Origin of the sequence: Mycobacterium sp. 852002-51152_SCH6134967 (genome assembly GCF_001667105.1) — a bacterium.
Taxonomy (GTDB): Bacteria; Actinomycetota; Actinomycetes; order Mycobacteriales; family Mycobacteriaceae; genus Mycobacterium; species Mycobacterium neumannii_A.
The window spans coordinates 168,536-194,802 of the sequence record NZ_LZIK01000012.1; the positions used below are offsets into that span (position 1 = coordinate 168,536).

The following is a 26,267-nucleotide window of genomic DNA, read 5'->3' on the forward strand; positions in this document are numbered from 1 at the left end:
GTGACCACCGCCGAACCGGCTCAGTTCCGTGAAGCGGTGGCGGCGATGAATGCCACCACCGTCCGCCCGGAGATCGAGCTCGGCCCGATCCGCCCGCCGCAGCGGCTGGCGCCGTTCAGCTATGCGCTGGGCGCAGAGGTCCGCCATCCCGAGACGGCAATCGTGCCGGAGCGCTCGGAGGGTGACGCGTTCGGCCGCCTGATCCTGCTGCACGATCCCGAGGGCGCCGACGCGTGGGACGGCACCATGCGCCTGGTCGCCTACATCCAGGCCGATCTGGACTCCAGCGAAGCCGTCGACCCGCTGCTGCCCGAGGTCGCGTGGAGCTGGCTCGTCGACGCCCTTGCCGAGCGCGCCGAGCACGTCACCGCCCTGGGCGGCACCGTCACCGCCACCACGTCGGTGCGCTACGGCGACATCTCCGGCCCGCCCCGGGCCCACCAGTTGGAACTGCGTGCCTCCTGGACGGCGACGACGCTGGAGTTGGGCCCGCACGTCGAGGCGTTCTGTGAGGTGCTTGAGCATGCCGCCGGGCTGCCGCCGCAGGGCGTCACCGACCTCGGCTCACGCACCCGCGCTTGACGATGCCCGATCCCGACGAGGCCCTCCCGCAGGCGGCCGCGCCCGAAGAGGCCGAGCCGGAGGCGACGCCGCTGCTGGTGCCCCGCGACGGCGTGCCCGCGCTGTCGACCAGTGTCAGCGAGATCCGCAAGGCCGCCGAGTTGCTGGCGTCCGGCCACGGCCCGTTCGCGGTCGACGCCGAGCGCGCCTCGGGGTTCCGCTACTCCAACCGTGCCTACCTCGTCCAGATCCGACGCGACGGCGCCGGCACCGTGTTGATCGACCCGGTGAGCCACGGCGCCGATCCGGTCGAAGCGCTGGCCCCCGTGGCAGAGGTGCTGGCCACCGACGAATGGGTACTGCACGCCGCCGACCAGGATCTGCCGTGTCTGGCCGAACTCGGCATCCGGCCGGTCCGCCTGTACGACACGGAGCTGGCGGGCCGACTCGCCGGCTACGACAAGGTCAACCTCGCCGCGATGGTGCAGCGGCTGCTGGGCCTGCGGCTCATGAAGGGCCACGGCGCCGCCGACTGGTCCAAGCGGCCGCTGCCCGACGAATGGCTCAACTACGCCGCTCTCGATGTGGAGGTGCTCGTCGACCTGCGCGACGCGGTGGCCGCGGTACTCGAGGAGCAGGGCAAAACCGAGTGGGCGGCACAGGAATTCGAGCACCTCAGGAAGTTCGAGGCGACACCGACCCGCCGGGACCGCTGGCGACGCACGTCGGGCATCCACAAGATCCGCGACGCCCGCGCGCTGGCCGCCGTGCGCGAACTGTGGACCACCCGTGACCACATCGCGCAGCGCCGCGACATCGCGCCGGGCCGGATCCTGCCGGACTCGGCCATCATCAACGCCGCCACCACCGACCCCGACACTGTCGAAAAGTTGACGGCGCTGCCGATATTCGGCGGCAACCGGCAGCGCCGCAGCGCCAAGGTGTGGCTCGACGCGCTCGCCCGGGCCCGCACCACGCAGGACCTGCCGACATCGCAGGAGCCGCCGAACGGTCCGCCGCCCGCGTCCCGGTGGGCCAGGCGCAAACCCGAAGCCGCCGCGCGACTGGACGCGGTGCGCGCCGCGCTCACCGATGTGTCGCAACGGGTTTCCGTGCCCACCGAGAATCTGCTCTCCCCCGATACCGTGCGCCGGTTGTGTTGGGACTGGGAGCCGGTCGACGACCGGGCGAACGTGATCGAGTCGTTTCTGCGTGACGCGGGCGCGCGGCCTTGGCAACGCGAGTTGACGGTGCCTCCGCTGGCCGAGGCGCTGACCAAGGCCGACGCTGCGCTTGCCGAGCAGGGCTCCGCCGGAGGCTAGGCGGTCACCTTCTCGACGTGAATCAGGAAGTGGCGCAACACTTCCTCGGGAGCCTCGAGTTGCGGCCAGTGTCCGATGTCGTCGGCGAGCATCACCACGTCGGCGTCGGGAATCACTTCGGCGTACCGACGCGCCATGTGTGCCCCGGAGTTCGGGTCGACCGGTCCGTCGATCAGGCGCATGAGCACCGTGGTTCGGCGCATGGCGCGCACCCATCGGTTGCGGTGCGTGTACCGGTCGCCCAGGAATCGACCGACCTTGTGCAGCACGCGCTTACCGTCGTTGTATTCGAGAATCTGATGAAAGCGGTCCATCAGCTCGCGTGAGGGCTTCGTGTTCGGCCCGAACAGTTCGTCGAGTGTTCGCTCGAGCATCTTGCGCGACAGCGAACTGCGTCCCTGCAGAGGACTCATCAAGTCGCCCAGCGGAGTTCCCGACATGAGCTTCTGCATGGTGCGCGGAGTGTAGGCCTCGTTGAACAGCCCACCGTTGAGCCAGGTGATCGATTGATAACGCACCGACCCGTACGACTGCTGGCCGAACTCGCTGCGGGCCAGGAGTTCTTGGCCGACCGAATCGCCGAGATCGTGCGCCAGCACGTGACATTGCTCGACGTTCAGGTGCTCCAGCAGCGCCTCGTGGACGTCGGCATGATCGAGCACCGAGTATTCGTAGGCGACGGGTTTCGCCGAGAAGCCCATGCCGATCATGTCCGGTGCGATGACGGTGAAGCGATCGGTCAGCGTCGGCCAGACCAGTGACCAGTCCCACGAGTTGAAGGGATAGCCGTGAATGGCCAGCAGCGTGGGCGCCTCACCCAGCGGCGGGCCGTCGACCCGATAGAAGATCTCGAAGCCCAGGTAATCGAAGTAGCGGCCCGCGGCCTTCCAGCGCTCCAACTCGGCATCCATCGCCGCAGCCTAACCGGATTGTCGATGCACGCGGGTTCGAGCGGCTCGACCCCATCGACGAGCGTGCACAAACTGCTGAAAGTGCGCGGCGTGTGGTGAACAGACACGCACACTCGCGGGACTGGGGCGCTAGTCGAGCTGCTCGCTGACCTCGGCTTCGCTGACGGAGGCGCCCTGAGCCGCGACCCAGCCGGTGATCTGGCGGGCCACGGTGCGATCGGTCAAGCCGACTTCGGCGAGCACCTCGCCGCGGGACGCCTGAGCGAAAAACTCCTGCGGCAGGCCGACGTCGCGGCACGGCACATCGACCTCGGCGCGGCGCAATGCCGCCGATACCGCAGACCCGATACCGCCGTTGACACCGTTGTCCTCGAGCGTGACGACGAGCTTGTGTTCGCGGGCCAGCGCGGTGATCGCCCCGGGCACCGGCAACACCCAGCGCGGATCGACGACCGTCACACCGATGCCCTGGTTACGCAGGAGCTCGGCGACCGCCAACGCCATCGACGCGAACGGACCGACCGCCACCAACAGCACGTCGCCGGCGAGCCCGTCGGCCGGCACCGCCAGCACGTCGACCCCGTCACGCCGTTCGACTGCCGGAATGTCCTCGCCGACATCGCCTTTCGGGAACCGGATCGCGGTCGGGCCGTCGTTGACGTCGAGCGCCTCGCCGAGTTCCTCCCGCAGCCGAACACCGTCCCGCGGTGCGGCCACCCGCATGCCGGGCACGATGCCCAGCATCGACAGGTCCCACATGCCGTTGTGGCTTGCGCCGTCGGGGCCGGTGATGCCCGAGCGGTCCAACACCATCGTCACCGGCAGCTTGTGCAGCGCCACGTCCATCATGACCTGGTCGAACGCGCGGTTCAGGAAGGTCGAGTAGATCGCGACGACGGGATGCAGGCCGCCCATCGCCAACCCGGCCGCCGACGTCATCGCATGCTGTTCGGCGATGCCCACGTCGAAGAACCGGTCCGGGAAGCGCTGGCGGAATGCCGTCAGACCCGTCGGGCCGGGCATCGCCGCGGTGATCGCGACGACGTCGCGGCGGCGTGCCGCATAGCCAATCAGCGCCTCGGAGAACGTCGACGTCCAGCCGGGGCCGGGCACCGACGTCGCCAGCCCGGTCTCGGGGTCGATGACACCGCACGCGTGCATCTGGTCGGCCTCATCGTTCTCCGCCGGCGCGTAACCCATGCCTTTGCGGGTGACGACGTGCACGACGACGGGCATGTTGAAGCCCCGCGCCCGGCGCAGCGCGACCTCGACGGCGTGCTCGTCATGGCCGTCGATGGGCCCGACGTACTTCAGGCCCAGGTCGGTGAACATCACCTGCGGCGCCAACGCGTCCTTGATGCCGGCCTTGATGGAGTGCATGCACTGGTAGCAGACCTCGCCGATGACCGGGACGCCGCGCACCGCCTTGCGGCCCTCTTCGAGCACGCGTTCGTAGCCGGGCTGCAGCCGCAGGCCGGCCAGGTGTTCGGCGAAACCGCCGATGGTCGGCGCGTAGCTGCGGCCGTTGTCGTTGACGACGATTACCACGGGCCGTCGCGCCGCGGCGATGTTGTTCAGCGCCTCCCAGCACATACCGCCCGTCAGCGCGCCGTCACCGACGACGGCGACCACATGGCGATTGCGGTGTCCGGACAGCTCGAATGCCTTGGCGAGCCCGTCGGCATAGGACAGCGCCGAACTGGCGTGGCTGGATTCCACCCAGTCGTGTTCGCTCTCTTCGCGGGAGGGATAGCCGGACAGGCCGCCCTTCTTGCGCAGGCTGTCGAACTCGTGGCTGCGGCCCGTCAGCATCTTGTGCACGTAGGACTGATGTCCGGTGTCGAAGATGATCGGATCGTGTGGCGAATCGAACACCCTGTGCAGCGCGAGCGTCAGCTCGACGACGCCGAGGTTCGGGCCGAGATGCCCGCCGGTGGCAGCCACCTTGTGGATCAGGAATTCGCGGATCTCACGCGCTAGATCGCTCAGTTGCGACTGCGTCAGGTGCTGCAGATCTGCGGGCCCGCGGATCTGTTCAAGCATTCGTTCAGTCTACGCACGGCCGTCGCAGTCAGTCGTGTCGAGCTTGGTAGATGTCGGGCACACCGTCGTGGTCGGAATCAGCGGTTTCCTCTTCGTAGATCTGGCGATATTGCCTGTTCCGCAGCCTTAAGAGCACCGCGGCCATGGCAGCGGAAACCAGAGATCCGGTCAGCACCCCGATCTTCACGAATTCGTCACGTTCGGATCCGATGCCGTAGGCGAGGTCGCCGATGAGCAGCGACACGGTGAACCCGATGCCCGCCAGCATGGCGATGCCGAGCACGTCGATCCACCGGACCGCGGCGTCCAGATCGGCTCTGGTGACCGACGCCAGGATCCGCGTGGTCAGGAAGATGCCGACCGGTTTCCCGACCACCAGACCCAGCACGATGCCGAGTGTGATCGGGTCGGTCATCGCCTCGGCGAACCCCGTGTAGCCGCCGATGCTCACCCCGGCGGCGAAGAACGCGAACACCGGAACCGCGAACCCCGCCGACAGCGGGCGCAGGCGGTGTTCGAAGTGTTCGGCCAACCCCGGCCCGGCCTCGGGTCCGCCCGCCGCCTGCGAACGCACGACAGGCACGGTGAAGCCGAGTAGCACACCGGCCACCGTGGCGTGGATGCCCGACTCGTGCATCAGCGCCCAGGTGGCCAGCGCGAGCGGAACCAACAGCCACCACGACCGGATGCGGCGCTGCACGCACAGCGCAAAAAGGGCCAGAGGCGCCAGGGCCGCCAACAACGCGACCCAGTTGATCCCCTCGGTGTAGAAGACGGCGATCACCAGCACCGCAAGAAGGTCGTCGACGACAGCAAGCGTCAACAGGAACGTGCGCAGCGCCGAGGGAAGGTGCGTGGAGATGACAGCGAGCACCGCGACGGCGAACGCGATGTCGGTTGCCGTCGGGATCGCCCAACCCCGCAGGGCGCCGTCGCCGACGTGAGCGGTCACCGCGACGAAGATCAGGGCCGGGGCCACCATTCCGCCGACGGCGGCGGCGATGGGCAGCGCCGCGCGGGCGGGGTCACGCAGGTCGCCTGCGACGAACTCGCGTTTGAGCTCGAGTCCGACGACGAAGAAGAACAGGGCCAACAATCCGTCGGCCGCCCAGGTGCCTACCGTGAGGTCCAGGTGCAGGCCGAACGGTTCGCCGCCGATCTTCAGATCGCGCAGGGCGAAGTAGCTCTCTGACCACGGCGAATTCGCCCACCCGAGCGCGACGGCCGCAGCCACCAGCAGGATCGCGCCTCCGACGGTTTCCCGGCGCAGGATCGAGGTCACCCGGCTGGTCTCGGACCATGATCCGCGGGAGAACAGCGTCCGCCGTCCGAAGCGGCGCAGTGGGTTGGCGGTCACGGTGGGTCCCGATCTGTAGGGGTCGACAAGACAATTGCCGACCAGACTTCCCGGCACACCCTGTCGCTCAACGTATCAACGCGATGTAGCCACCGCAGCGGCAGGCGCTTGGCCTACGTTGGTCCCAAATGATCGTCGAACGTCAGAGCACCATCGGGGCGCCCATTGAGCAGGTGTGGGCGCGCATCGTCACGCCTGAGGGCATCAACCACGAACTGCGGCCGTGGATGACCATGTCGATGCCGCGCGGCAAGAAGGACCTGACCGTCGAGACGATCCCCGTCGGCGAGCCCGTGGGCCGCTGCTGGATGCGGTTGTTCGGGGTGCTGCCGTTCGATTACGACAACCTGACGATCGCCGGCTTGTGGCCGGGCCGCGGCTTCCACGAGGAGTCGACGATGCTGAGCATGCGGCTGTGGCGGCACGAACGCACCCTCGAACCGGCGGGCGACGCCTCAACCGTGGTCCGCGACCGGCTCACCTTCGAACTGCGGGCACCGCTGCGAGTGCTGACGCCGGTCATCGCGGCGGCTGTCGGGGCGCTGTTCGGGCACCGCCAGCGCCGACTGGCCCGGTACTTCAGCGGCTGACGTCAGATCGCGACACGTCGGGGACGGTCGGAACCCGGCCAGACGTAGTCCAGGTCGTCGGGAATGTCGGGGAAGAACGTGCGGTAGTGCTGCGGGTCCTTGCGCACCAGCACCGACTGGTGGCTGCGGTGAAACTCCGGATCGCCCAGCCACGGCGGGACCTCCCCCGCCGCGGCCAACTCATCCTGGGTACGCGGAGTGGCGATGCCGGTGGTGCGGGTCAGGTCGGTGAGCATGGTGGTCGCACACGTGTCGGCGTGGCCCAGCCGGCACCATGCGGCGCAGATGTCGAGCCCGTAGCGGACCAGGGCTTCCTCGTAGCCGGCCCACATCGCCGCTGCGGGGTGATGGCGCCAGCCATAGCCCGGGACGGTCAGGGCGCGAACCACCTGGATGGTCTCGACCCGCTGTTTGCCGAGCCGCTTCGTGTCGAGGACGCGGGCGGTGTCGTCGAAACCCGGGCAGGGCAAAAACGTCTGCATCCTCCGCCGGATACCCGTTTAGCGGCTCAACACCGCGACGCACTCGACGTGGTGCGTGAGCGGAAACGAATCGAAGACCCGCAACTCCTCGACCGTGTATCCGTGTCCGCGGTAGAGACCGACGTCTCGCGCGAATGACGCTGCCTCACAACCGATATGGATGACACGCGGTACCCCGGCGGCCCCCAGCAGGTCGATCACCTCGCGACCGGCTCCGGTCCGCGGCGGATCGAGCACCGCGACGTCGGCCCGCTTCCGCTGGGCGGTGAGGGCGCGGCGCACCGAGTCGGTGACCACCGACACCCATTTCATTTCGCCAAGGGCGGCCCGCGCGGCTCGCGATGCCCCTCGCGAGGTGTCCACCGTGACGACCTTGCCGGTCTCCCCGACCGCTTCGGCGAGCACGGCCGCGAACACCCCTGCCCCGCCGTACAAATCCCACGCGGTCATCCCGGGGCTCAGCTGCGCCCAGCCGGCCACCAATTGGCTGTAGAGTCGCGCCGCGTCGCGATGCGACTGCCAGAAAGCGGTCACGGGCACCCGCCACGTCCGGTCCGCGACCCGCTGGACGGCTTCGTAGTCGCCCTCGATCACCTGCGTGGCGGCCCTGCCCTTGGGCCCGGATTTGGGTCCGGACTGCACGACGTGGCGCGTGCCCTCGTCGTCGATCGCCACGTGCAGATGCGCACCGGGCGGCCAGGTCCGCTCGGCCAGGCCGTCGACCATCCCGCCGGGCAGCTGCGCGCAGTTCAAGTCGGTGATCAGCTCGGCACTGTGGAACCGGTGGAATCCGGGTTCCCCTGCCGCGGTGGTGTCCAACCGCACCCGAGTCCGCCACCCGGTCGCGCCCACGTCACCGACCGGGTCGGCGGCGACGTCGGCTTCGTCGCGCCAGTGGTACCCGCCCAATCGGGCCAACTGGTTGGCGACGACGGCGCCCTTGAGCCTGCGGACCGCCGCGGGCTCGGCGAACGCCATATCGCAGCAGCCGGCGCCGTCCGCACCCGCGATCGGGCAGATCGATTCGACACGGTCTGCCGACGGTTCGATGACCTCGACGGTGTCGGCGTGCAGATACTTGCCACGATCGGCAACGACCCGGACCCTGACCCGCTCCCCGGGCAGCGCGTAGCGGACGAACACGACGCGGCCGTCGTCGCGCGCCACACAGCTGCCACCGTTGGCGGGCGGCCCAGCGGTCACAGTCAGTTCCGACGGCACAGCCGCGACACGGGTCACTCCAGGAATCCCCTGCGCGCGTCGCCGGGCGCCGACTGCGGCTGAAGCGTCTTGAGCCGCTCCGAGGAACTCAGTTGCCACGGCACCGATGTCACCATCACGTTCGGTTCGAACAGCAGGCGGCCCTTGAGCCGCAGCGCACTCTGGTTGTGCAGCAGCTGTTCCCACCAGTGACCGACGACGTACTCAGGGATGAACACCGTGACGACGGTGCGCGGCGACTCCCTGCTGATCCGCTTGACGTAATCGAGGACCGGCCGGGTGACCTCGCGGTACGGCGAGGCGATGACCTTCAGCGGAACGCTGATATCGCTGTCTTCCCACTTGTCCATCAGAGCCCGAGTCTCGCCTTCGTCGACGCTGACCGTGATGGCTTCCAGCGTGTCCGGGCGGATGGCCCTGGCATAGGCCAGCGCGCGCATCGTGGGCAGATGCAGTTTTGAAACCAGCACGATGGCGTGGTTGCGGCTGGGCAGCACCATGTCACTCGCCGCGGCGGCCTGCTCTTCGAGTTCGCGTGCCACCGTGTCGTAGTGCCGGTGGATCAATTTCATGATCCCGAAGAGAAGCCCCATCGCCAGGATCGCAATCCAGGCTCCGGCAAGGAATTTCGTCACCACCACGATCACCAGCACAGTGGCGGTGCAGGCGCAGCCGATCGCGTTGATCACGCGGGAACGCATCATCTTGCGCCGGAACATCGGCTCGGTTTCGGTGCGCAGCAGCCGCGTCCAGTGCCGCACCATGCCGATCTGGCTCAGTGTGAATGCCACGAAGACACCGACGATGTAGAGCTGGATCAGCGCGGTCACCTCGGCGCGGAAAGCCACGACGAACGCGATCGCGGCGAACGCCAGGAACAGGATACCGTTGGAGAATGCCAACCTGTCTCCGCGCGTGTGCAATTGGCGCGGCAGGTAACGATCCTGCGCCAGGATGTCGCCGAGGACGGGGAACCCGTTGAACGCCGTGTTGGCGGCCAGCAACAGAATCAGCGCCGTGACACCGGCGATCAGGAAGAGCCCGACGCTGAAGTCGTGGAAGACCGCGTCGGCCAACTGCGCGATCAGCGTCTTCTGGTGGTAGTCCGCCGGGGCGCCCACGAGCTGTTCGTGCGGTCGCTCCGCGATCTTCACACCGGTTTCCTTGGCCAACATGATGATGCCCATGAACAGGGTGACCGCGAACAGGCCGAGTAACGCCAGGGTGGTCGCGGCGTTGCGCGACTTGGGCTTGCGGAACGCCGGCACCCCGTTGCTGACCGCCTCCACACCCGTCAGTGCAGCGCTGCCGGATGAGAACGCCCGTGCCACAAGGAAAACCAGCGCGAAACCGACGATCTCCCCGTGCTCGGAATGCATCTCGAAATTCGCCGATTCGGCCTGCAGCGGTTCCCCGAGAGCATAGATCTGGAAGAAGCCCCAGCCGAGCATGAGGAACATCCCGACCATGAACGCGTACGTCGGGATGGCGAAAGCGGTTCCGGACTCTCGGATGCCGCGCAGGTTGATCGCCGCCACCAACAAAATCGCGATCACCGCGAACAGCACCTTGTGATGGTTCACGAACGGCACGGCCGAGCCGATGTTCGACATCGCCGAGGACATCGACACCGCGACGGTGAGCACGTAGTCGACCAGAAGCGCGCTCGCCACGGTCAGGCCGGCAGTGGGTCCGAGGTTGGTGGTCACGACCTCGTAGTCCCCGCCCCCGGACGGGTAGGCATGCACGTTCTGCCGGTAGCTGGCGATGACGATCACCATGACCCCGGCCACCGCCAGCCCGATCCACGGCGTCATCGAGTAGGCGGCCAGGCCGGCTACCGAGAGCACCAGAAAGATTTCTTCGGGCGCGTAGGCCACCGACGACAGGGCGTCTGAGGCGAAGACGGGAAGGGCTATCCGCTTCGGCAGCAGAGTGTGCGAAATCCTGTCGCTGCGAAACGGCCTGCCGAGGACCACCCGCCGCGCGAACCTGGATAGCTTGGACACGAGTGCCAAGACTAAGCCCAGCAGCAATTGCCCGTCGGAAAGCTGTAGCGTTCGACTGCACGGGTTCGACAGGAAGGACCGTGGAGTGCGTGTAGTGGTGATGGGCTGCGGCCGGGTCGGCGCGTTGCTCTCGGACAGCCTCTCCCGGATCGGCCACGATGTCGCGGTCATCGACCGCGACGGCACGGCGTTTCACCGGCTCTCACCCGAGTTCAACGGGGAGCGGGTGCTCGGCATGGGCTTCGACCGCGACGTGCTGCTGCGGGCGGGCATCGAAGAAGCCGGCGCGTTCGCCGCGGTGTCCTCGGGTGACAACTCCAACATCATCTCCGCGCGGGTCGCCCGCGAGACCTTCGGCGTCGAGCGTGTGGTCGCCCGGATCTACGACGCCAAGCGCGCCGCGGTCTACGAACGGCTGGGCATCCCGACGGTGGCCACCGTGCCGTGGACGACCGACCGTCTGCTCAACGTGCTGACCCGCGAGACCGAAACCACCAAGTGGCGCGACCCCACCGGCAATGTCGGTGTCACCGAACTGGCGCTGCACGAGGCGTGGGTGGGCCGCCGCATCACCGACCTCGAGACGGCCACCGGCGGCCGGGTGGCGTTCCTGATCCGGTTCGGTGCCGGATTGCTGCCCGATGCGAAGACCGTCATCCAGGCCAGCGACCAAGTGTTCATGGCCGCGATCGCCGGCCATATCGCCGAGGCTCTGGCCATCGCGGCGCTGCCGCCGAGCGAGGACCTCGAGGGATGAAGGTCGCCATCGCCGGGGCCGGCGCCGTCGGCCGGTCCATCGCCCGTGAGCTGGTCGACACCCACGAAGTAACGCTGCTGGAACGCAATCCCGACCACATCGACGTCGACGCGATACCTTCGGCGCAGTGGCGGCTGGGCGACGCCTGCGAGCTGACCCTGCTCGAATCCGTTCAACTCGAGCAGTTCGACGTGGTGATCGCGGCCACCGGCGACGACAAGGTCAACGTCGTGGTCAGCCTCCTGGCCAAGACCGAGTTCGCCGTGCCGCGGGTGGTCGCCCGCGTCAACGACCCGCGCAACGAGTGGTTGTTCGACGAGAGCTGGGGCGTTGACGTGGCGGTGTCGACGCCGCGGATGCTGGCCTCCCTCGTGGAGGAGGCGGTGGCGGTCGGCGACCTGGTGCGGCTGATGGAGTTCCGCAAGGGGCAGGCCAACCTCGTCGAGATCACGCTGCCCGACGACACTCCGTGGGGCGGCAAGCCGGTCAAGCGCCTCGAACTGCCCCGCGACTGCACGCTGGTGGCGATCCTGCGTGGCCCGCGGGTGATCGTGCCCGAGTCGGACGAACCGCTCGAGGGTGGCGACGAGTTGCTGTTCGTGGCCGTCGCCGAGGCCGAAGACCAGTTGCAGGACCTGCTGCTGCACCCGCAGCTGCGCTGAATTCAGCCTCCGGTCGGGGCGTTGGCTTCGTCGGAGGACTCGCGCGCGTTGATGGCTTTCTGCGCGGTCCGGATCGCCAGATAGGTCACCACCGCCGCGACCGCCGTCAACGGCCAGCCCATCGAGATTCGCGCGACACCCAGCCACCCGGTCTGGTCGGCGTCGTAGAGATGCCGCTGAACGATGAAGCGGGAGGCGAACACCGCCGCCCAGAACAGCGTCGCGACGTCGAACGCCGTCACCGCCCTGCGTACCCCGCGCCAGTCCCGGCCATGTCCGTTGACCCAGCCCCAGACATAACCCACGACGGGCCGGCGAATCACCACCGACACGGTGAACACCGCCGCCCAGAACAACGACGTCCAAATGCCAAGCAGGAAGTAGCCTTTCGACTCCCCCATCACGTAGGCGATCAATGCGCAGATCCCGACACCGAAGAAGCCGGAGATCGCGGGCTGGGCGGACTCCCGCCGAGCGAGCCGCCACGCGAGGATGATGCCGGCCACGCCGAGCGCGGCGACGATGGCGGGGATGAGCCCGACGGTCTGGGAGATCGGAACGAATGCCACCACCGGCAACGTCGAGTAGATCAGACCGCTGACCCCGCCCATCTGGTCGAGGACGGCGTTGGCCTTCGTCGGCTGATGGGTTTTCGGCTGCCCCGGTTCGGTTCCGGGGTCGCTCACTTCTGGATCTCGTAGTGCGGGTTGTAGATGGCCTTGGCTCCGTTGTCGAGCTTGCCGACGCGACCGTGCACCTTGAGGGTACGGCCCGACTCGATACCCGGGATGCGGCGCTGACCGAGCCAGACCAGCATCACCGAATCGGTGCCGTCGAACAGCTCGGCCTTCACGCCGCCCGCGCATGCCTTGCCGTTGCATTCGACGCTGCGCAGGGTGCCGATCATCGTCACTTCCTGACCGCGTTCGCAGTCGATCGCTCTCTGGGCGCCGGTCGAGGCGGCTTCGTCGCTGAGCTCTTCGACGTCGAGTTGCTCGGGGTCGTCTGTCAACCGTCGCGTGAGCCGGCGCAGATACCCTTCGGCCGTTGCCATGGCCTCTCCTGACCTATCCGCAGATGCACCTTGGACCTACCCAAGTAATCGCCACGTTAACCCTGTGAGTTACGAGATGCCACGTGGGGTCACCTCGCCACGCCGGGGCTTTTCGACCAAGGCACGATCAGGTCATGACGGTCTTTCTGCGCGGCGTCACGACGGTGCTGCTACCGGGCACCGGATCCGACGACGACTTCGTCTACCGGGCATTTTCCGCCGCGTTGCACGAGCAGGGTGCGACGCTCGTCACACCCGCGCCTCAGCCGCACCGGCTCGTCGCCGGCTACCGGGACGCACTCGACGACGCCGCGCGCAGCGGACCCATCGCCGTTGGCGGCGTGTCGATCGGCGCGGCGGTCGCCACAGCATGGGCGCTGGCGCATCCGGGCCGGACGGTTGCGGTGCTCGCGGCGCTTCCGGCGTGGACCGGCTCCCCGCAGCATGCACCCGCGGCGGCCGCCGCGCGTCACTCCGCCGAACTGCTGCGCCGCGACGGGCTCGCGGCCACCAGCGCGGCGATGCGCGCGTCGAGCCCGCGGTGGCTGGGCGATGAGCTGACCCGGTCGTGGCTCGGGCAATGGCCGGCCCTGCCGGAGGCGATGGAGGAGGCGGCGAACTACGTCGCACCCACCCGCGCCGAATTGGCGCAGTTGGCCGTCCCGCTGGGCGTCGCGGCCGCCAGCGACGATCCCGTGCATCCGATCGAGGTGGCCGCCGAATGGGTGACCGCGGCGCCGCAGGCGGCGCTGCGGACCGTCACGCTCGACGAATTCGGCGCCGACCCGGCGGTGTTGGGAGCCGCGTGCGTGGTCGCCCTGCTGGAGGCCTGCGGCGGGGTCAGGCCTGGCACGCGTTAACCGGTGGATAGCACGCACCTGGTGCGTGGAAGCAACCCCTTAAGGCAATACGGCCATTCAGCCGCCGGTGATTGTCCGCAACTGCTGCATCGCCGACCCTTGTTCGCTGCGGCGCGCGACCGGTGCCTGCTGACCGGGCGGCTGGCCTTGTTGCGCCTGCTGTGCGGCCTGCTGAGCCGCGGCGGCCTCGCGTAGCTGGTTCGCCATCGGCTCCGGCAGCTCGACCGCCAGCGGCGTGCGCACCGGCAACGGAGTCTCTCCGCGACGAACAACGGTGTCGGCCAACGCTTCTCGCGCTTCGGCGGCCAGTGTGTCGATGTGTTCCTGCGGGCCGTTGACGACGCAGCGGATCATCCAGCGGTAACCGTCGACGCCGATGAAGCGCACCACGCCGGGTTGCCCCTGCTGCGCTGCCTGGCCCTGCTGCGCGGCGGCCACGCCGACGACCTCGCGGCCCCACGGCCCGTCCTTGATCGACACCTGGGCGCCGTCCTTGCGCAACGAGTCGGCGAGCTCTCCGGCGATCTCGCGCCACAGGCCGCTGCTCTTGGGAGCGGCGTACGCGGCGACGGTGAACCGGCCGTGTGGAGTGACGACCCATATCGCGCTGGGCACGCCCTGCGGCGTCAGCTCGACCTGGACCTGACCACCCGCTGGCAAGGGGATCAGGACCGAGCCCAGATCCAGTCGGCCGGCGGCGGCCGTCTCGGCGTCGTCGAAGTCCTCGATGTCGAACGGGCCTTCCAGTTCGTCGTCGATCGCGTCGCCCGTCGCCTGCCCGGCGACATCGTCGACGTCACCGATCTCGTTGTCTTTGCGTTTACCGAATGCCATTTCACAAACTCGCATGTCCGCCGGAGGAACCGTGGCCACCTACGCCACGGGTGCTTTCACCAAGACCAGCCTCGTCGAAAGACGTGACCTCGACCAGCTCGGGCAGTTCTACCCGCTGGACCAGCAACTGAGCGATGCGGTCCCCGCGGTTCACGACGATCGGTGCCTGCGGATCGAGGTTGATCAGCGAAACCTTGATCTCGCCGCGGTAGCCGGCGTCGATGGTGCCCGGGCTGTTGACGATCGAAAGCCCCACGCGGGCAGCCAAACCCGAGCGGGGATGCACCAGTCCGACCATCCCGTGCGGGATCGCCACGGCGATACCCGTCGGAACAAGCGCGCGTTCACCGGGCGCCAGTTCGACGTCGAGCGCGCTGAAGAGGTCGACGCCCGCATCGCCGTCATGGGCGCGGCTGGGCATCGGCAGATCAGGATCGAGGCGCACGACCGCCAGAGAAGTGGGCACGACGTCAGAGATTACTCTTGGCCGCGTGTCCGACACGCGCGCCACGACGCAATCCGTTCGCTACCGCGAGCGGCTCTGGGTGCCGTGGTGGTGGTGGCCGCCCGGTCTGGGTCTCGCGGCGCTCATCGCGCTCGAGATCAACATGGGCATTCCCGGCATCCCCGAATGGTTGCCGTACGCAGTGCTGTTGCCTGTCGCCGCCGTCGTCTTGTTATGGCTGGGCCGTACGGAGGTGCGGGTCGTCAGCGGGCCCGGCGGCACCGAGCTGTGGGCTGGTCCCGCGCATCTGCCCGCCAACGTGATCACCCGGTCGGCCAAGGTGCCGCGCAGCGCGAAGTCCGCGGCGCTGGGGCGCCAACTGGATCCGGCCGCCTACGTCGTTCATCGGGCATGGGTGGGCCCGATGGTTCTGGTGGTGCTCGACGATCCGGACGATCCGACGCCGTATTGGCTGGTCAGTTGCCGTCAGCCGGAGAGGGTGCTGGCGGCGCTGAACAGTTGAACCGCTCGGCAGCTCTGTCAGGCAGCGCAGTCCGAACAGATCATCATGCCGTTCTTCTCGCTGGCCAGACGGCTGCGGTGGTGGACAAGGAAGCAGCTCGAGCAGGTGAACTCGTCGGCTTGCTTGGGGACCACGCGTACCGACAGCTCTTCGCCGGACAGGTCGGCGCCGGGCAATTCGAAGGACTCGGCGGACTCCGACTCGTCGACATCGACGACCGCCGACTGGGCCTCGTTACGCCGCGCCTTCAACTCTTCGAGCGAATCTTCCGAGACGTCATCGGTCTCGGTGCGCCGTGGGGCGTCGTAATCGGTAGCCATCGTGTCCCCTCCGAATAAACCTTGTGCAGCAGAGCTTTGTACCAGCGTCGAACGCATCCGCCAAACGATTCGTGCCCGTATGTGTACCCGTTGCACTGTGATTTATGTCACAGGAGGCCTCGTACCATGCGCGGAACGCAGGAACAGGGGCTTTAGAGTGCAAGCGTGGTCGCGCAAATCACAGAGGGAACCGCGTTCGACGAACACGGTCGCCCCTTCCGGCGGCGCAACTTTCTGCCCGCCATCCTGTTGTTCGTCGCCCTCTCGGTGGTGACGTTGATGGTGTGGGTCATCGCCCTGAACCGCCCCGCCGACGTGCCGGAGGCCGCGGTGTGCAATCCGCCGCCAGCGCCCAGTGATCCCAACGCCCCCGCTTCGACGCTGGGTGAGCAGGTGTCGCGCGCCGACATGATCGACGTGAGCCCCGCCCGCCTCGCCGACACAAAGATCAGGGTCCTCAACGCCAGCGGTCAGGGTGGTCAGGCCGCCGAGGTGGCCAGCGCGCTGAAGGACCTCGGCTTCGCCGAACCGACCGCGGCGAACGATCCGATCTACGCGACCGCGCGGCTGGACTGCCAGGGTCAAATCCGGTTCGGCGAAGCCGGACGGGCCGCGGCCGCCGCGGTGTGGCTGGTCGCGCCGTGCACCGAACTGTTCCAGGACGAGCGCGGAGACGACAGCGTCGATCTTGCGCTCGGCACAGAGTTCACGGAGTTGAGCAGCAGCGACGACATCGAGGCGGTGCTGGCGAGCCTGCGCCCCGACGCCACGCAGGCGTCCGACTCGTCGCTGCTGTCGAAGATCCACTCGGGGACCTGCTGAGCCGCGATCGCGCAGCCGCTTTCTACGGTGCGCCCGCGCCGCGCAGGACGTCGTCCAGGGCGGCCGCAACGCCCGGTGCGGCGGCCGTGATGAACCCCGGCCCGCCCGTCGCCCCGCTGCCCTGCGGCAACTGCAGCGTGGCCCCGGCCTCGGCGGCGATCAGCGCTCCGGCCGCCCAATCCCACAGGTGGACGCCGTCCTCGTAGTAGGCGTCCAGTTGACCCGCCGCAACCATGCACAGGTCCAGTGCGCACGATCCGATCCGGCGCACGTCGCGTACTTCGGGGAGGACCCGCGTCAACACAGCGGCCTGCCGGGCCCGCTGTTCGCGGTCGTACGAAAAACCCGTACCCAACAACGACATTGACAGATCGTCGGCGCCGCTGGTGTGCAGCGATGCGGTGCCGTCGGCGTCGCGCAGAGAGGCGCCGTGGCCGAGCGCAGCCGAGTACACCGCGCCGGCGGGCACATTCGCGACCGCACCGGCCACCGATCTGCCGCCGCGCTGCACGGCCACCGACACCGCATAGGCCTCCAGTCCGTAGACGAAGTTGACCGTGCCGTCGATCGGATCGAGCACCCAGGTGAGGTCGTCCCCGTGCGCGGGGGTTCCGCCCTCCTCTTCGCCGAGCACATGCTCACCGGGCCGCAGCTCTGCCAGCCGGTCGCGGATCAGTCGCTCGGCTTCGGTGTCGACGACGGTAACGGGGTCGGTGGGCGAGCTCTTGGTTCGCAGCCCTGAATCGTCTGTCGACGAGCCGGGGGCGCCGAAAACCTCTGCACGGCGCTGCCGTACGAAGGCGGCCGCTTCGGTGGCCAGCTGCTCGGCGACCGAGCGCAGCAGGACGGGATCGGCGTCGTTGTCGGGCATGCACCCATCGCAGCACGTTTCGGTCGTCGTTGTCGCCGACTGTCTCCGACAGGCCCGCGCAGCCACTTTCGAACCACTAAGGTGTGGGGCGCATGACGTGGCTGCGGCACGCCTGCCCGGAGTAGAGGAGCGCTCATGACCGCGACCAATTCACCACCCGTCACCCAGAGCGTCAACGGGAGCCAGCGGCGCGGATTCGGAATCGACGTCGGTGGCAGCGGCGTCAAGGGCGGAATCGTCGACCTGAACACCGGCCAGTTGATCGGCGAGCGATTCAAGCTGGCGACCCCCCAGCCCGCGACTCCCGAGGCGGTCAGCAAGACGGTCGCGGCCGTGGTCCGGGAATTCGGCTGGACCGAGAAGGTCGGCGTCACCTACCCCGGCGTGGTCACCGAGGGGATCGTGCGCACCGCGGCCAACGTCGACAAGGAATGGATCGGCAGCAACGCCAGCGAGTTCTACAGCAACGCGCTCGACGGACAGCCGGTCACGGTTCTCAACGACGCCGACGCCGCCGGGCTGGCCGAGGAGAAGTTCGGCGCGGGCCGGGACAACACCGGCGTGATTGTGCTGCTGACCTTCGGCACCGGAATCGGTTCGGCCGTGATCCACAACGGCGCGCTGCTGCCCAACACCGAGTTCGGTCATCTCGAGGTCGGCGGCAAGGAAGCCGAGCATCGCGCCGCGTCGTCGGTGAAGGAACGCAAGGGCTGGAACTACGAGCGCTGGACCGTCGAGGTGACGAAGGTGCTGGTAGCGGTCGAAAACGCGATCTGGCCGGACCTGTTCATCGCCGGCGGCGGCATCAGCCGCAAGGCCGATAAATGGATTCCGCTGCTCAAGAACCGCACGCCGGTGGTGGCCGCGGCTCTGCAGAACACGGCGGGCATCGTGGGCGCCGCGATGGCTGCTGAGGTGGATGTCACAGCTACCGCCAAGTAGCCACGCCCGGGATTTGCCGCTCGAGGCGGCGTTCTCGCACACTGTCGTTACAATGGTCGACGGCGGCCGCAGCCTGGATAGCGACGATTATCAACCGCCATTATTCGACAGCCGACGCTCATCGATGGGGCTTACCCTGCCCGTGATGAGGTAGCACAAGGAAAGGGTGTACGTGGCAGCGACAAAGGCAAGCCCGGCAACCGATGAGCCGGTGAAGCGCACCGCTACCAAAACCGCCCCCGCCAAGAAGACCGCGGCGAAGTCGGCTAACGGGACGGCGCCGGCCAAGAAGGCCGCCAAGACCCGCGCCACCAAGGCGCCCGCCAAGACCGCCGCCAAGACCGCCGCCAAGACCGCCGCGAAGGCAAGCACGTCAGGCAAGGCACCGGCCAAGGCTTCGAAGGCCGCCAAGACCGCCGCACCCCGCGGTCGCGCCAAGAAGGCCACCGCCGCCGAGCCCGACAACACCAAGGTCGACGCCGAGGCCGACGACCTCGAGACCGACGACATCGAAGCCGAGCCCGGCGAGGACCTCGCGGTCGAAGACACCGATATCGACCTGGCGGATCTCGAGGTCGACGAGGAACCCGCCGAGGAGAGTGCGGAGGCGGCCGAGGGCGACGCGCCCGCCGCGGAAGCCGACGCCGAGGCCGTCGCGGAGGACGACGAGATCGCCGAGCCGTCGGAGAAGGACAAGGCATCCGGCGACTTCGTCTGGGACGAAGAGGAATCCGAGGCGCTCCGGCAGGCCCGTAAGGACGCCGAACTGACCGCATCGGCCGACTCGGTGCGCGCCTACCTCAAGCAGATCGGCAAGGTCGCGCTGCTCAACGCCGAGGAAGAGGTCGAGCTCGCCAAGCGCATCGAGGCCGGGTTGTACGCGACTCAGTTGATGGCCGAACTCGCCGAGAAGGGTGAGAAGCTGCCCGCCGCGCAGCGCCGCGACATGATGTGGATCTGCCGCGACGGCGACCGCGCGAAAAACCATCTGCTGGAAGCGAACCTGCGTCTGGTGGTATCGCTGGCCAAGCGTTACACGGGTCGTGGCATGGCGTTCCTCGACCTCATCCAGGAAGGCAACCTGGGCCTGATCCGCGCCGTCGAGAAGTTCGACTACACCAAGGGCTACAAGTTCTCCACCTATGCCACCTGGTGGATCCGCCAGGCGATCACCCGCGCGATGGCCGACCAGGCCCGCACCATCCGCATCCCCGTGCACATGGTCGAGGTGATCAACAAGCTCGGCCGCATCCAGCGTGAGCTGCTCCAGGACCTGGGCCGCGAGCCCACTCCCGAAGAGCTGGCCAAGGAGATGGACATCACGCCGGAGAAGGTGCTGGAGATCCAGCAGTACGCCCGTGAGCCGATCTCGCTGGACCAGACCATCGGCGACGAGGGCGATTCGCAGCTGGGCGATTTCATCGAGGATTCCGAGGCCGTCGTGGCCGTGGACGCGGTGTCGTTCACGCTGCTGCAGGATCAGCTGCAGTCGGTGCTGGAGACGCTGTCCGAGCGTGAAGCCGGCGTGGTGCGGCTGCGGTTCGGGCTCACCGACGGACAGCCGCGCACGCTCGACGAGATCGGTCAGGTGTACGGGGTGACGCGCGAGCGCATCCGCCAGATCGAGTCGAAAACCATGTCAAAGTTGCGCCACCCGAGCCGTTCTCAGGTTCTGCGCGACTACTTGGACTGACCGACACTTCGGTTCCTGAACTGCAGGTTCACCGCCTCGGCGTCCGATCTGAAATCGGGCAAAGGGCAGGTGTCCCATAGGAACACCTGCCCTCACGCGTCCTAACTGCCGACCTTCATTCGTCAATCACCTCGCGGCAGCCGCAGATGGGGTCCATGTCGGGAAAAGGACCGGCGAAGGGGCTGTGCTCGCCGAGAGCCGGGTGGGACGTGGCGGTTTGGGTCGGCTGCGGCGTGAATCCCGGAGTCATCTGGGCGTGGACCGCGGAATCGCCGGCCGACGTGGGATCAAGCTTGACCCCCGGAATCAGGTGGGCGTGGACCTCGGAGTCATTGGCTGGGGAGGCGGGTGCGGCGTGCTGCTCCGACGATGACGTGCCGGCGTGCTCGGACGACGATGTGCCGGCGTGCTGCTCCGACGACGACGTGCCGGCGTGCTGCTCGGAGTCGTGGGCAGGTGCAGCGGCCGCGGTGCCAGCCACGCCGAGCGCAGCCAGTCCCAGGGCCCCCGCGATGGTGGCAGCGGCGGCGAGTTTCTTGATCGCGCCGACGGTGGTGATGGAGGCTGCGGTCTTCGTGGACGGGCTATCGGTCATCGGAGTCCCTTTTCTCGTAGCCACAGCGTGTCTGTGGTTGAGAAGAGAATCGGGCGATGTCCTCAACAGACTCTCAATGCGCCCGCTGATGCTTCACGACCCGCGCGAAAAGGGTTCGGCCGTACACCGTGCGGCCCCTACTGTGCGACCGCCTGGACTAGTGCCTACGCCGGTGGCGGTGGCGGTGGCGGTGGCGGTCCGATCCTGTTCAGCGTGATTTCGTTGGCGCCGTTGTAGGCGTCGCCGCATATCCCCGGTTCGTAGTAGGAGCGCACACCTTTACCGCTGGCGGCATCCCATGCGTAATTCATGGGCAGATCGTGCTGCGAGCCGTCCTCGCATGTGAGCGCATCTGGTGTCAGGGCGTCGCGAATGATCCACCATCCGACCTGCCAGTAGGCGTTCGCGCTCCATCCTGGCGACTTTCGCTCGGTGTCGCCGGCGCCGTACTCGGTGACGTGCACACACTGGAACGAGTCGCCTTCACATGGCGTGACGACCCACGTCGTCGGGCCCCATTCGTAGGCGACTTCGTAGGTGCCGAGCGCATTCGCCGTGATCTGGTCGACGCCGTACGCGGGGGCTGCTGACCCCACCGCGACCATGCCTGCCGCGAGGACGGATGCCGCCGCGGTCACCCCCCTGCTTCCCATTGGCACTCCTTCGTGTCCGGCTCGCGTCTTAGGCAGTATGCCTCGCAAGGGATCGCCGCTGACTCGATTTACGGTCAACAAAAGCATCCGCGAGTGTCGGGTTGTTCAACGCGATCTCGCATTCGAGTGTGCGTCGAACCGACACTCGCCGCGCCGCGATCGCGCCGGTTCCCGGGCAGCAAACCAGCTGTAACAACGAACCTGTAGTGTTTCGCGCCGTGCCGAACAAGCCCGCGAAGGTTCCTCCCATGCCTGTGGTCCGCGTCGTCGACCGACTGCGGGCGGCTCTGCAATCCGTTCATCGCTCGACGGTGCCCGCGAGCGTCGCCATCCTCGAGATGGCGACCGGAGCGTGGACGACGCAGACGATGTTCGTCGCTGCGAAACTCGGTGTCGCCGACGAACTCGCGAACGGACCGGCGCGCGCCGCAGACATCGCCGAGCGGGTGGGCGCTGACCCCGACGCGCTATACCGACTGATGCGGGCGCTGACGTCCAAAGGTCTGCTCGACCATCGCCGCGACGACACCTTCAGCCTGACGAAAGTCGGAGAAGCCTTGCGCTCCGATCACCCGGAGTCGATGCGCGACATGGTGCTGTTCATCGGCCACCAGGCCCGCTGGGAGGACTGGGGCAGCCTGCTGCATTCGTTGCAGACCGGCGAACCGTCAGTCATCAAGCTGCGTGGGATGCCGTATTTCGACTACTTGGAAACCGATCCCGAACTGGCCCAGGTGTTCAACAAAGCGATGACCGCGACAAGCGGCATCACCAACGAAATAGCGCTCAGCCAATACGATTTCAGCGCTTTCAAACTGATCGTGGACGTCGGTGGCGGCCACGGCCTGCTGCTGTCGACGATTCTGAACCGGGCGCCGGGCGCACACGGCATCGTGTACGACCTGCCCTCTGTGGTCACCGACGCCGCAACCACTTTCAAGGCCGCCGGAGTGGCGGACCGATGCACGGCAGAAGGCGGTTCGTTTCTGGAGAGGGTGCCCGAAGGCGGTGACGCCTACGTGCTGAAGAACATCATCCACGACTGGGACGACGCCACGTCGCTGACGATCCTGCGCAACGTCCGCACCGCGATCGCACCGCACGGCAAACTGCTCCTCCTGGAAATGGTTCTGCCCCAACGGGCGACTGCGTTCATCGGATTCCAGCTCGACCTGGAGATGCTCGTCACCGTGGGCGGCAGAGAACGTACCCGCGCCGACTACGCAGAACTCTTGCGCGGCGCAGGTTTCCGGCTCGACCGCGTCGTCGACACCGTCACACCGATATCGATCGTGGAAGCAACGCCGATCTAGCGCGGCCGCGAGTCACCGCTTCTTGTCGCGCACCTTGTAGGTCGAGGGCCACGATTCGCGCGTCTCGTCGCCGGTCAACGGAATTCCCTTGCTTCCGATCTTGATGTCGTAGGCCTCCTTGCCGGGGCCCACCTCCCGGTTGGCGTGCTCGGTGGCCAGGTAGATCAACTGGTCGATCTCGGCTTCGGCGAATGCGACGAACGACGTCTTGCGGACGATGTCGTCCGCGCCGGCGGCGATGCGGTCCGGCAACACCCGCGTCGCGAACGCCGCGCCTGCCAACAACACGGACGGGATCACCCAGTAGCACAGGAACGACAGCGGTGATTCGGTGTCATGGATCGTCGCGTCGCGGTCGACGATCGGCGGGATCACCGACGACAGCGTCATGCCGCCGAACACCGCCACCCAGATCCACGTCAGCGCAGAGGTGACGCGAGCGAACAGGTCGCTCTTGACGACGTGGGGCTGCTGGCCGGCCTCGGCAAACTCCCGAACGAACGGCTTGCCGATCAGCACACCGGTGAGCGCCACGAGCAAGATGCCGGCGTTGCTCAGCGGCAGCATCCACCGTTCCGAAAACGATTCGTCGAGCGCGAATGTGAGTGCCGTCAAAATCAAAAACGTTGCTACTGCGCCGATTTCGAGTATCCGGCCGGGACCGCCGCGCATCTGCCCCAGCGTGAATGCGCCAAGCGCGACCGCCAGAGCGATCAGGGCCGCGACGATGAACGGAACATTACCGACGAGCACCCAGTAGACGATCCACGGTGCCAGACCTAACAAAATGCCCACGATTTGTAAGTGTACGTAGACCCCTCCCGCGCGTGGAAGTGATCTAGTTTGAGGCGATGCGAGAGCGGCGCACACGGCCTCTGGATCGGCGTACGAGGGAGCGGTCGGTCAGGGCGCCGGCGGAGCGAACCGGCCCTCGGAGTCCGGCAGATAAGACGTGACGCGGATCACAGCTTCGATTGGCAAAGGGCCGTAGAGATGTGGGAACTCCATTCCCACGGGATCAGCGGGCACACCGGGTTCCCAGCGAACCGGAGAGGACAGTCGTGCGGCGTCGATGTGCAGCAGCACTAGGTCGGTACGACCGGCGTAGAGCCGGTTGGCCGGAAGGTGCACCTGCTCGGGTGTCGACAGATGCACGAAGCCGCTCGCGGTCAACGAAGCGGGACAATGCTCGCCGCGTGCTTGAGCAGACTGCCATTCGTCTTTGCTACACAGGTGGACCAGTACGGTGGGCAGTGGGCTCATATAGCCAGCCTGCCGCGCCGGCAACTCGAGGTAACGGTGAGACACGACACACCGGTAGAGCCTTTGGGAACAACGCCGAAAGCCAGAACGTCTGAGACAGTAGATGCACGCGACAGTACGGAGGTCCGCAATGACGAACGCAACGCTCACCAGTCCCCCACTGACCCGGGCTGACCGCTGCGATCGTTGCGGCGCCGCGGCACGGGTGCGCGCGAAGCTCCCGTCGGGAGCCGAGTTGCTCTTCTGCCAGCACCACGCCAATGAGCACGAGGCCAAGCTGATCGAGTCGGCTGCCGTCCTCGAAGTCAGCCCGGTGGAGGCATAGCGTCCGACACGGCTGAGAGCCGCTCTGGGCAGGATCACACTTCGTCAGTAATGCTGGACTGGTCATGAATGACCAGCCCCGGCCGCTGCCGACGAAGCCGTCGCGCCACCACATCCGCCACATCGTGGGGCGCACTTTGTCCAAGAGCTGGGATGACTCGATTTTCTCGGAGTCCGCGCAGGCTGCCTTCTGGTCGGCGTTGTCGCTTCCCCCGCTGCTGTTGGGGATGCTCGGCAGCCTGGCCTACATCGCTCCGGTGTTCGGACCCGACACGCTTCCGATGATCGAGACCCAGATCGTTGACACGGCTGCGCGGTTCTTCTCCACCAATGTGGTGACCGAGATCATCGAGCCGACAGTCCGCGACATCGTCAAGGGCGCCCGCGGTGAGGTGGTCTCGCTGGGCTTCGTCATCTCGCTGTGGGCCGGATCGTCGGCAATCTCGGCATTCGTCGACTCGATCACCGAGGCGCACGACCAGACGCCGCTACGCCATCCGGTTCGTCAGCGGTTCTACGCGCTCGGCCTCTACGTGGTGATGTTGGTGGGCGCGATCATTGCGGCCCCGTTCATTGCGTTGGGGCCTCGCAAGATCGCCACGTACATCCCGGACAGCTGGGATCACGTTCTGCGGTTCGGCTACTACCCGGTGCTGATACTGGCGCTGGTCGTGTCCGTCAACGTGCTCTACCGGGTCTCGCTGCCCAAGCCGTTACCGTCGCACCGGTTACTGCTGGGCTCGATCCTGGCCACGACGGTGTTCCTGTTGGCGACGTTCGGCCTGCGCTTCTACCTGACGTGGATCACCGCGACCGGCTACACCTACGGCGCGTTGGCGACGCCGATCGCCTTCTTGTTGTTCGCGTTCTTCCTCGGATTCGCAATCATGATCGGCGCCGAACTCAACGCCGCGATCCAGGAGGAGTGGCCGGCGGCCGACACGCACGCCAAGCGGTTCGGTTGGTGGTTGAAGGGAAAAGCCGAGTCACTCAACGGCGTCGCGGCCGAAGAAGCACCGACAGCCGCTCCGGTGTCCCCGGCAGCCGCGGGAGCGACGGCCGACCGCGCTACTTCTTGAGTTTCTCGTAGATGCGCTTGCACTCCGGGCACACTGGTGACCCGGGCTTGGCCGACTTCGTCACCGGAAACACCTCGCCGCACAGCGCGACGACGTGGGTGCCCATCACCGCGCTCTCGGCGATCTTGTCCTTCTTGACATAGTGGAAGAACTTCGGGGTATCGCTGTCAGTCCCGTCGTCGACGCGTTCGTCGGTGTCGGTGCGCTCGATCGTCTGGGTTTGCATGACAACCATTTTGCCCGTAAGAAAACCGACCCGTACAGCGGAGCCACAATGTGGGACAGTGAAGGTATGAAACAAAGCCCCGAGCTGAGTTTCGACGACGACGGCCGGCCCGTCCTGATCACTCGCGCCGCCCCCGCCTACGAGGAACAGCACCGCCAACGGGTTCGCAAGTACTTGACGCTCATGTCGTTTCGTATACCGGCCCTCGTACTGGCCGCCATCGCCTATGGCATCTGGCACAACGGCCTGATCTCGTTGGCGATTCTCGTCGGCTCGATTCCCTTGCCGTGGATCGCCGTGCTCATCGCCAACGACCGTCCGCCGCGGCGTCCAGAGGAGCCGCGCCGGTTCGACAACCGCCGTCACTCCTCCGAGGTGCCGACCGGCCAACGGCCGGCACTCGAGCAGCGCACAGTCGCGCCGCCGCAACCCGAGGGGCGTGGCTCGAATGGCGATGTTCCCAGCTGAGACGCTTCTATCCCTTTTCTAAGGACATTCTCAGGTCGGATCCGAGAAACCGCTGATCAGAAGGTGT

31 protein-coding genes are annotated in these 26,267 nt (G+C 67.2%); 14 read left to right on the forward strand and 17 right to left on the reverse strand.

Going from position 1 to position 26,267, the window contains the following annotated elements:
* The first annotated feature begins 45 nt into the window (after positions 1-45).
* Together A5790_RS03460 and A5790_RS03465 are read left to right on the forward strand one after the other, a co-directional pair.
* Positions 46-582 carry a DUF3000 domain-containing protein gene (locus A5790_RS03460; protein ID WP_231744895.1) on the forward strand — a complete coding sequence of 179 codons (537 nt, stop codon included), beginning with the start codon at positions 46-48 and terminating at the stop codon, positions 580-582.
* 2 nt (positions 583-584) lie between these two features.
* On the forward strand, positions 585-1,883 hold the full coding sequence (locus A5790_RS03465; RefSeq protein ID WP_066841406.1) for a ribonuclease D: 1,299 nt from the start codon (positions 585-587) through the stop codon (positions 1,881-1,883).
* Here A5790_RS03465 and A5790_RS03470 read toward each other — a convergent pair.
* The 3 genes from A5790_RS03470 to nhaA form a co-directional block, all read right to left on the reverse strand.
* Positions 1,880-2,794, reverse strand: a complete 915-nt coding sequence (locus A5790_RS03470; RefSeq protein WP_066841407.1) for an alpha/beta fold hydrolase — start codon at positions 2,792-2,794, stop codon at positions 1,880-1,882. The genes A5790_RS03465 and A5790_RS03470 overlap by 4 nt on opposite strands.
* Positions 2,795-2,923: 129 nt before the next feature.
* Positions 2,924-4,837, reverse strand: coding sequence for a 1-deoxy-D-xylulose-5-phosphate synthase (dxs, locus tag A5790_RS03475; protein WP_066841408.1), 1,914 nt, complete (start codon positions 4,835-4,837; stop codon positions 2,924-2,926).
* Positions 4,838-4,865: 28 nt separating this feature from the next.
* Entirely contained in the window at positions 4,866-6,194 is a 1,329-nt protein-coding gene (nhaA, locus tag A5790_RS03480) for a Na+/H+ antiporter NhaA (RefSeq protein ID WP_066841409.1), read from the reverse strand.
* Between the two features lie 128 nt (positions 6,195-6,322).
* On the opposite strand from nhaA, the gene A5790_RS03485 reads away from it, so the two are divergent.
* Entirely contained in the window at positions 6,323-6,784 is a 462-nt protein-coding gene (locus tag A5790_RS03485; RefSeq protein ID WP_066841410.1) for a hypothetical protein, read from the forward strand.
* A 2-nt stretch (positions 6,785-6,786) separates the two neighbouring features.
* Here A5790_RS03485 and A5790_RS03490 read toward each other — a convergent pair whose 3' ends face one another.
* The 3 genes from A5790_RS03490 to A5790_RS03500 are packed head-to-tail and all read right to left on the reverse strand — an operon-like array spanning position 6,787 to position 10,496.
* Positions 6,787-7,266 (reverse strand): MSMEG_6728 family protein, encoded by a 480-nt coding sequence (locus A5790_RS03490; protein WP_066841411.1) that lies wholly within the window; start codon positions 7,264-7,266, stop codon positions 6,787-6,789.
* 18 nt (positions 7,267-7,284) lie between these two features.
* Complete coding sequence (locus tag A5790_RS03495; RefSeq protein ID WP_082961562.1) at positions 7,285-8,475, reverse strand: class I SAM-dependent RNA methyltransferase; 1,191 nt, start codon at positions 8,473-8,475, stop codon at positions 7,285-7,287.
* A gap of 26 nt (positions 8,476-8,501) precedes the next feature.
* Positions 8,502-10,496 carry an APC family permease gene (locus A5790_RS03500; RefSeq protein WP_066841413.1) on the reverse strand — a complete coding sequence of 665 codons (1,995 nt, stop codon included), beginning with the start codon at positions 10,494-10,496 and terminating at the stop codon, positions 8,502-8,504.
* Positions 10,497-10,581: 85 nt separating this feature from the next.
* Here A5790_RS03500 and A5790_RS03505 point away from each other — a divergent pair, with 85 nt between their 5' ends.
* Together A5790_RS03505 and A5790_RS03510 are read left to right on the forward strand one after the other, a co-directional pair.
* A complete protein-coding gene (locus A5790_RS03505) occupies positions 10,582-11,253 on the forward strand; it encodes a TrkA family potassium uptake protein (protein ID WP_082961556.1) in 672 nt (223 codons plus the stop codon).
* On the forward strand, positions 11,250-11,915 hold the full coding sequence (locus tag A5790_RS03510; protein ID WP_064395309.1) for a TrkA family potassium uptake protein: 666 nt from the start codon (positions 11,250-11,252) through the stop codon (positions 11,913-11,915). The genes A5790_RS03505 and A5790_RS03510 overlap by 4 nt, the downstream gene beginning before the upstream one ends.
* A gap of 2 nt (positions 11,916-11,917) precedes the next feature.
* Here the strand turns inward: A5790_RS03510 and A5790_RS03515 are convergent, their stop codons facing one another.
* The gene (locus A5790_RS03515) at positions 11,918-12,601 is read right to left on the reverse strand and encodes a DUF3159 domain-containing protein (protein WP_066841414.1); all 684 of its coding nucleotides are present in this window, start codon (positions 12,599-12,601) and stop codon (positions 11,918-11,920) included.
* Complete coding sequence (locus A5790_RS03520; protein ID WP_064395307.1) at positions 12,598-12,969, reverse strand: OB-fold nucleic acid binding domain-containing protein; 372 nt, start codon at positions 12,967-12,969, stop codon at positions 12,598-12,600. Before A5790_RS03520 ends, A5790_RS03515 begins: the two co-directional genes overlap by 4 nt.
* Positions 12,970-13,103: 134 nt before the next feature.
* Here A5790_RS03520 and A5790_RS03525 point away from each other — a divergent pair, with 134 nt between their 5' ends.
* Entirely contained in the window at positions 13,104-13,829 is a 726-nt protein-coding gene (locus A5790_RS03525; RefSeq protein WP_066841415.1) for a serine aminopeptidase domain-containing protein, read from the forward strand.
* A 57-nt stretch (positions 13,830-13,886) separates the two neighbouring features.
* Here A5790_RS03525 and A5790_RS03530 read toward each other — a convergent pair whose 3' ends face one another.
* Together A5790_RS03530 and dut are read right to left on the reverse strand one after the other, a co-directional pair.
* Positions 13,887-14,663, reverse strand: coding sequence for a DUF3710 domain-containing protein (locus tag A5790_RS03530; protein WP_066841416.1), 777 nt, complete (start codon positions 14,661-14,663; stop codon positions 13,887-13,889).
* A gap of 1 nt (position 14,664) precedes the next feature.
* Complete coding sequence (gene dut / locus A5790_RS03535; protein ID WP_066841417.1) at positions 14,665-15,129, reverse strand: dUTP diphosphatase; 465 nt, start codon at positions 15,127-15,129, stop codon at positions 14,665-14,667.
* Between the two features lie 25 nt (positions 15,130-15,154).
* On the opposite strand from dut, the gene A5790_RS03540 reads away from it, so the two are divergent.
* Positions 15,155-15,631, forward strand: coding sequence for a DUF3093 domain-containing protein (locus tag A5790_RS03540; RefSeq protein WP_064395303.1), 477 nt, complete (start codon positions 15,155-15,157; stop codon positions 15,629-15,631).
* 17 nt (positions 15,632-15,648) lie between these two features.
* Here the strand turns inward: A5790_RS03540 and A5790_RS03545 are convergent, their stop codons facing one another.
* Positions 15,649-15,951 carry a DUF4193 domain-containing protein gene (locus tag A5790_RS03545; RefSeq protein WP_064350907.1) on the reverse strand — a complete coding sequence of 101 codons (303 nt, stop codon included), beginning with the start codon at positions 15,949-15,951 and terminating at the stop codon, positions 15,649-15,651.
* Between the two features lie 165 nt (positions 15,952-16,116).
* On the opposite strand from A5790_RS03545, the gene cei reads away from it, so the two are divergent.
* A complete protein-coding gene (gene cei, locus A5790_RS03550; protein ID WP_066841418.1) occupies positions 16,117-16,773 on the forward strand; it encodes an envelope integrity protein Cei in 657 nt (218 codons plus the stop codon).
* Positions 16,774-16,795: 22 nt separating this feature from the next.
* On the opposite strand, the gene A5790_RS03555 is transcribed toward cei, so the two are convergent.
* Positions 16,796-17,644, reverse strand: a complete 849-nt coding sequence (locus A5790_RS03555; RefSeq protein ID WP_066841419.1) for an inositol monophosphatase family protein — start codon at positions 17,642-17,644, stop codon at positions 16,796-16,798.
* 135 nt (positions 17,645-17,779) lie between these two features.
* Between A5790_RS03555 and ppgK the strand changes: the two genes are divergently transcribed.
* Together ppgK and A5790_RS03565 are read left to right on the forward strand one after the other, a co-directional pair.
* A complete protein-coding gene (gene ppgK, locus A5790_RS03560; RefSeq protein WP_066841420.1) occupies positions 17,780-18,586 on the forward strand; it encodes a polyphosphate--glucose phosphotransferase in 807 nt (268 codons plus the stop codon).
* Positions 18,587-18,758: 172 nt separating this feature from the next.
* Positions 18,759-20,279 carry an RNA polymerase sigma factor gene (locus A5790_RS03565; RefSeq protein ID WP_082961563.1) on the forward strand — a complete coding sequence of 507 codons (1,521 nt, stop codon included), beginning with the start codon at positions 18,759-18,761 and terminating at the stop codon, positions 20,277-20,279.
* A gap of 115 nt (positions 20,280-20,394) precedes the next feature.
* Here A5790_RS03565 and A5790_RS03570 read toward each other — a convergent pair whose 3' ends face one another.
* The gene (locus A5790_RS03570; protein ID WP_066841422.1) at positions 20,395-20,874 is read right to left on the reverse strand and encodes a hypothetical protein; all 480 of its coding nucleotides are present in this window, start codon (positions 20,872-20,874) and stop codon (positions 20,395-20,397) included.
* Positions 20,875-21,038: 164 nt separating this feature from the next.
* Positions 21,039-21,527, reverse strand: coding sequence for a hypothetical protein (locus tag A5790_RS03575; protein WP_126315875.1), 489 nt, complete (start codon positions 21,525-21,527; stop codon positions 21,039-21,041).
* Between the two features lie 248 nt (positions 21,528-21,775).
* Between A5790_RS03575 and A5790_RS03580 the strand changes: the two genes are divergently transcribed.
* Positions 21,776-22,840 (forward strand): methyltransferase, encoded by a 1,065-nt coding sequence (locus tag A5790_RS03580; protein ID WP_082961564.1) that lies wholly within the window; start codon positions 21,776-21,778, stop codon positions 22,838-22,840.
* A gap of 12 nt (positions 22,841-22,852) precedes the next feature.
* On the opposite strand, the gene A5790_RS03585 is transcribed toward A5790_RS03580, so the two are convergent.
* Entirely contained in the window at positions 22,853-23,635 is a 783-nt protein-coding gene (locus A5790_RS03585; RefSeq protein WP_066841424.1) for a hypothetical protein, read from the reverse strand.
* Between the two features lie 108 nt (positions 23,636-23,743).
* Positions 23,744-24,103, reverse strand: coding sequence for a DUF952 domain-containing protein (locus A5790_RS03590; RefSeq protein WP_066841425.1), 360 nt, complete (start codon positions 24,101-24,103; stop codon positions 23,744-23,746).
* A gap of 130 nt (positions 24,104-24,233) precedes the next feature.
* On the opposite strand from A5790_RS03590, the gene A5790_RS03595 reads away from it, so the two are divergent.
* Together A5790_RS03595 and A5790_RS03600 are read left to right on the forward strand one after the other, a co-directional pair.
* Positions 24,234-24,428, forward strand: a complete 195-nt coding sequence (locus A5790_RS03595; protein WP_066841426.1) for a hypothetical protein — start codon at positions 24,234-24,236, stop codon at positions 24,426-24,428.
* 64 nt (positions 24,429-24,492) lie between these two features.
* Positions 24,493-25,506 (forward strand): YihY/virulence factor BrkB family protein, encoded by a 1,014-nt coding sequence (locus A5790_RS03600; RefSeq protein WP_066841427.1) that lies wholly within the window; start codon positions 24,493-24,495, stop codon positions 25,504-25,506.
* Here the strand turns inward: A5790_RS03600 and A5790_RS03605 are convergent.
* Positions 25,496-25,732, reverse strand: coding sequence for a DUF3039 domain-containing protein (locus tag A5790_RS03605; protein ID WP_064350987.1), 237 nt, complete (start codon positions 25,730-25,732; stop codon positions 25,496-25,498). The genes A5790_RS03600 and A5790_RS03605 overlap by 11 nt on opposite strands.
* 66 nt (positions 25,733-25,798) lie before the next feature.
* Between A5790_RS03605 and A5790_RS03610 the strand changes: the two genes are divergently transcribed.
* Positions 25,799-26,200 carry a DUF3099 domain-containing protein gene (locus tag A5790_RS03610; protein WP_156656287.1) on the forward strand — a complete coding sequence of 134 codons (402 nt, stop codon included), beginning with the start codon at positions 25,799-25,801 and terminating at the stop codon, positions 26,198-26,200.
* The last annotated feature ends 67 nt before the right edge of the window (positions 26,201-26,267 follow it).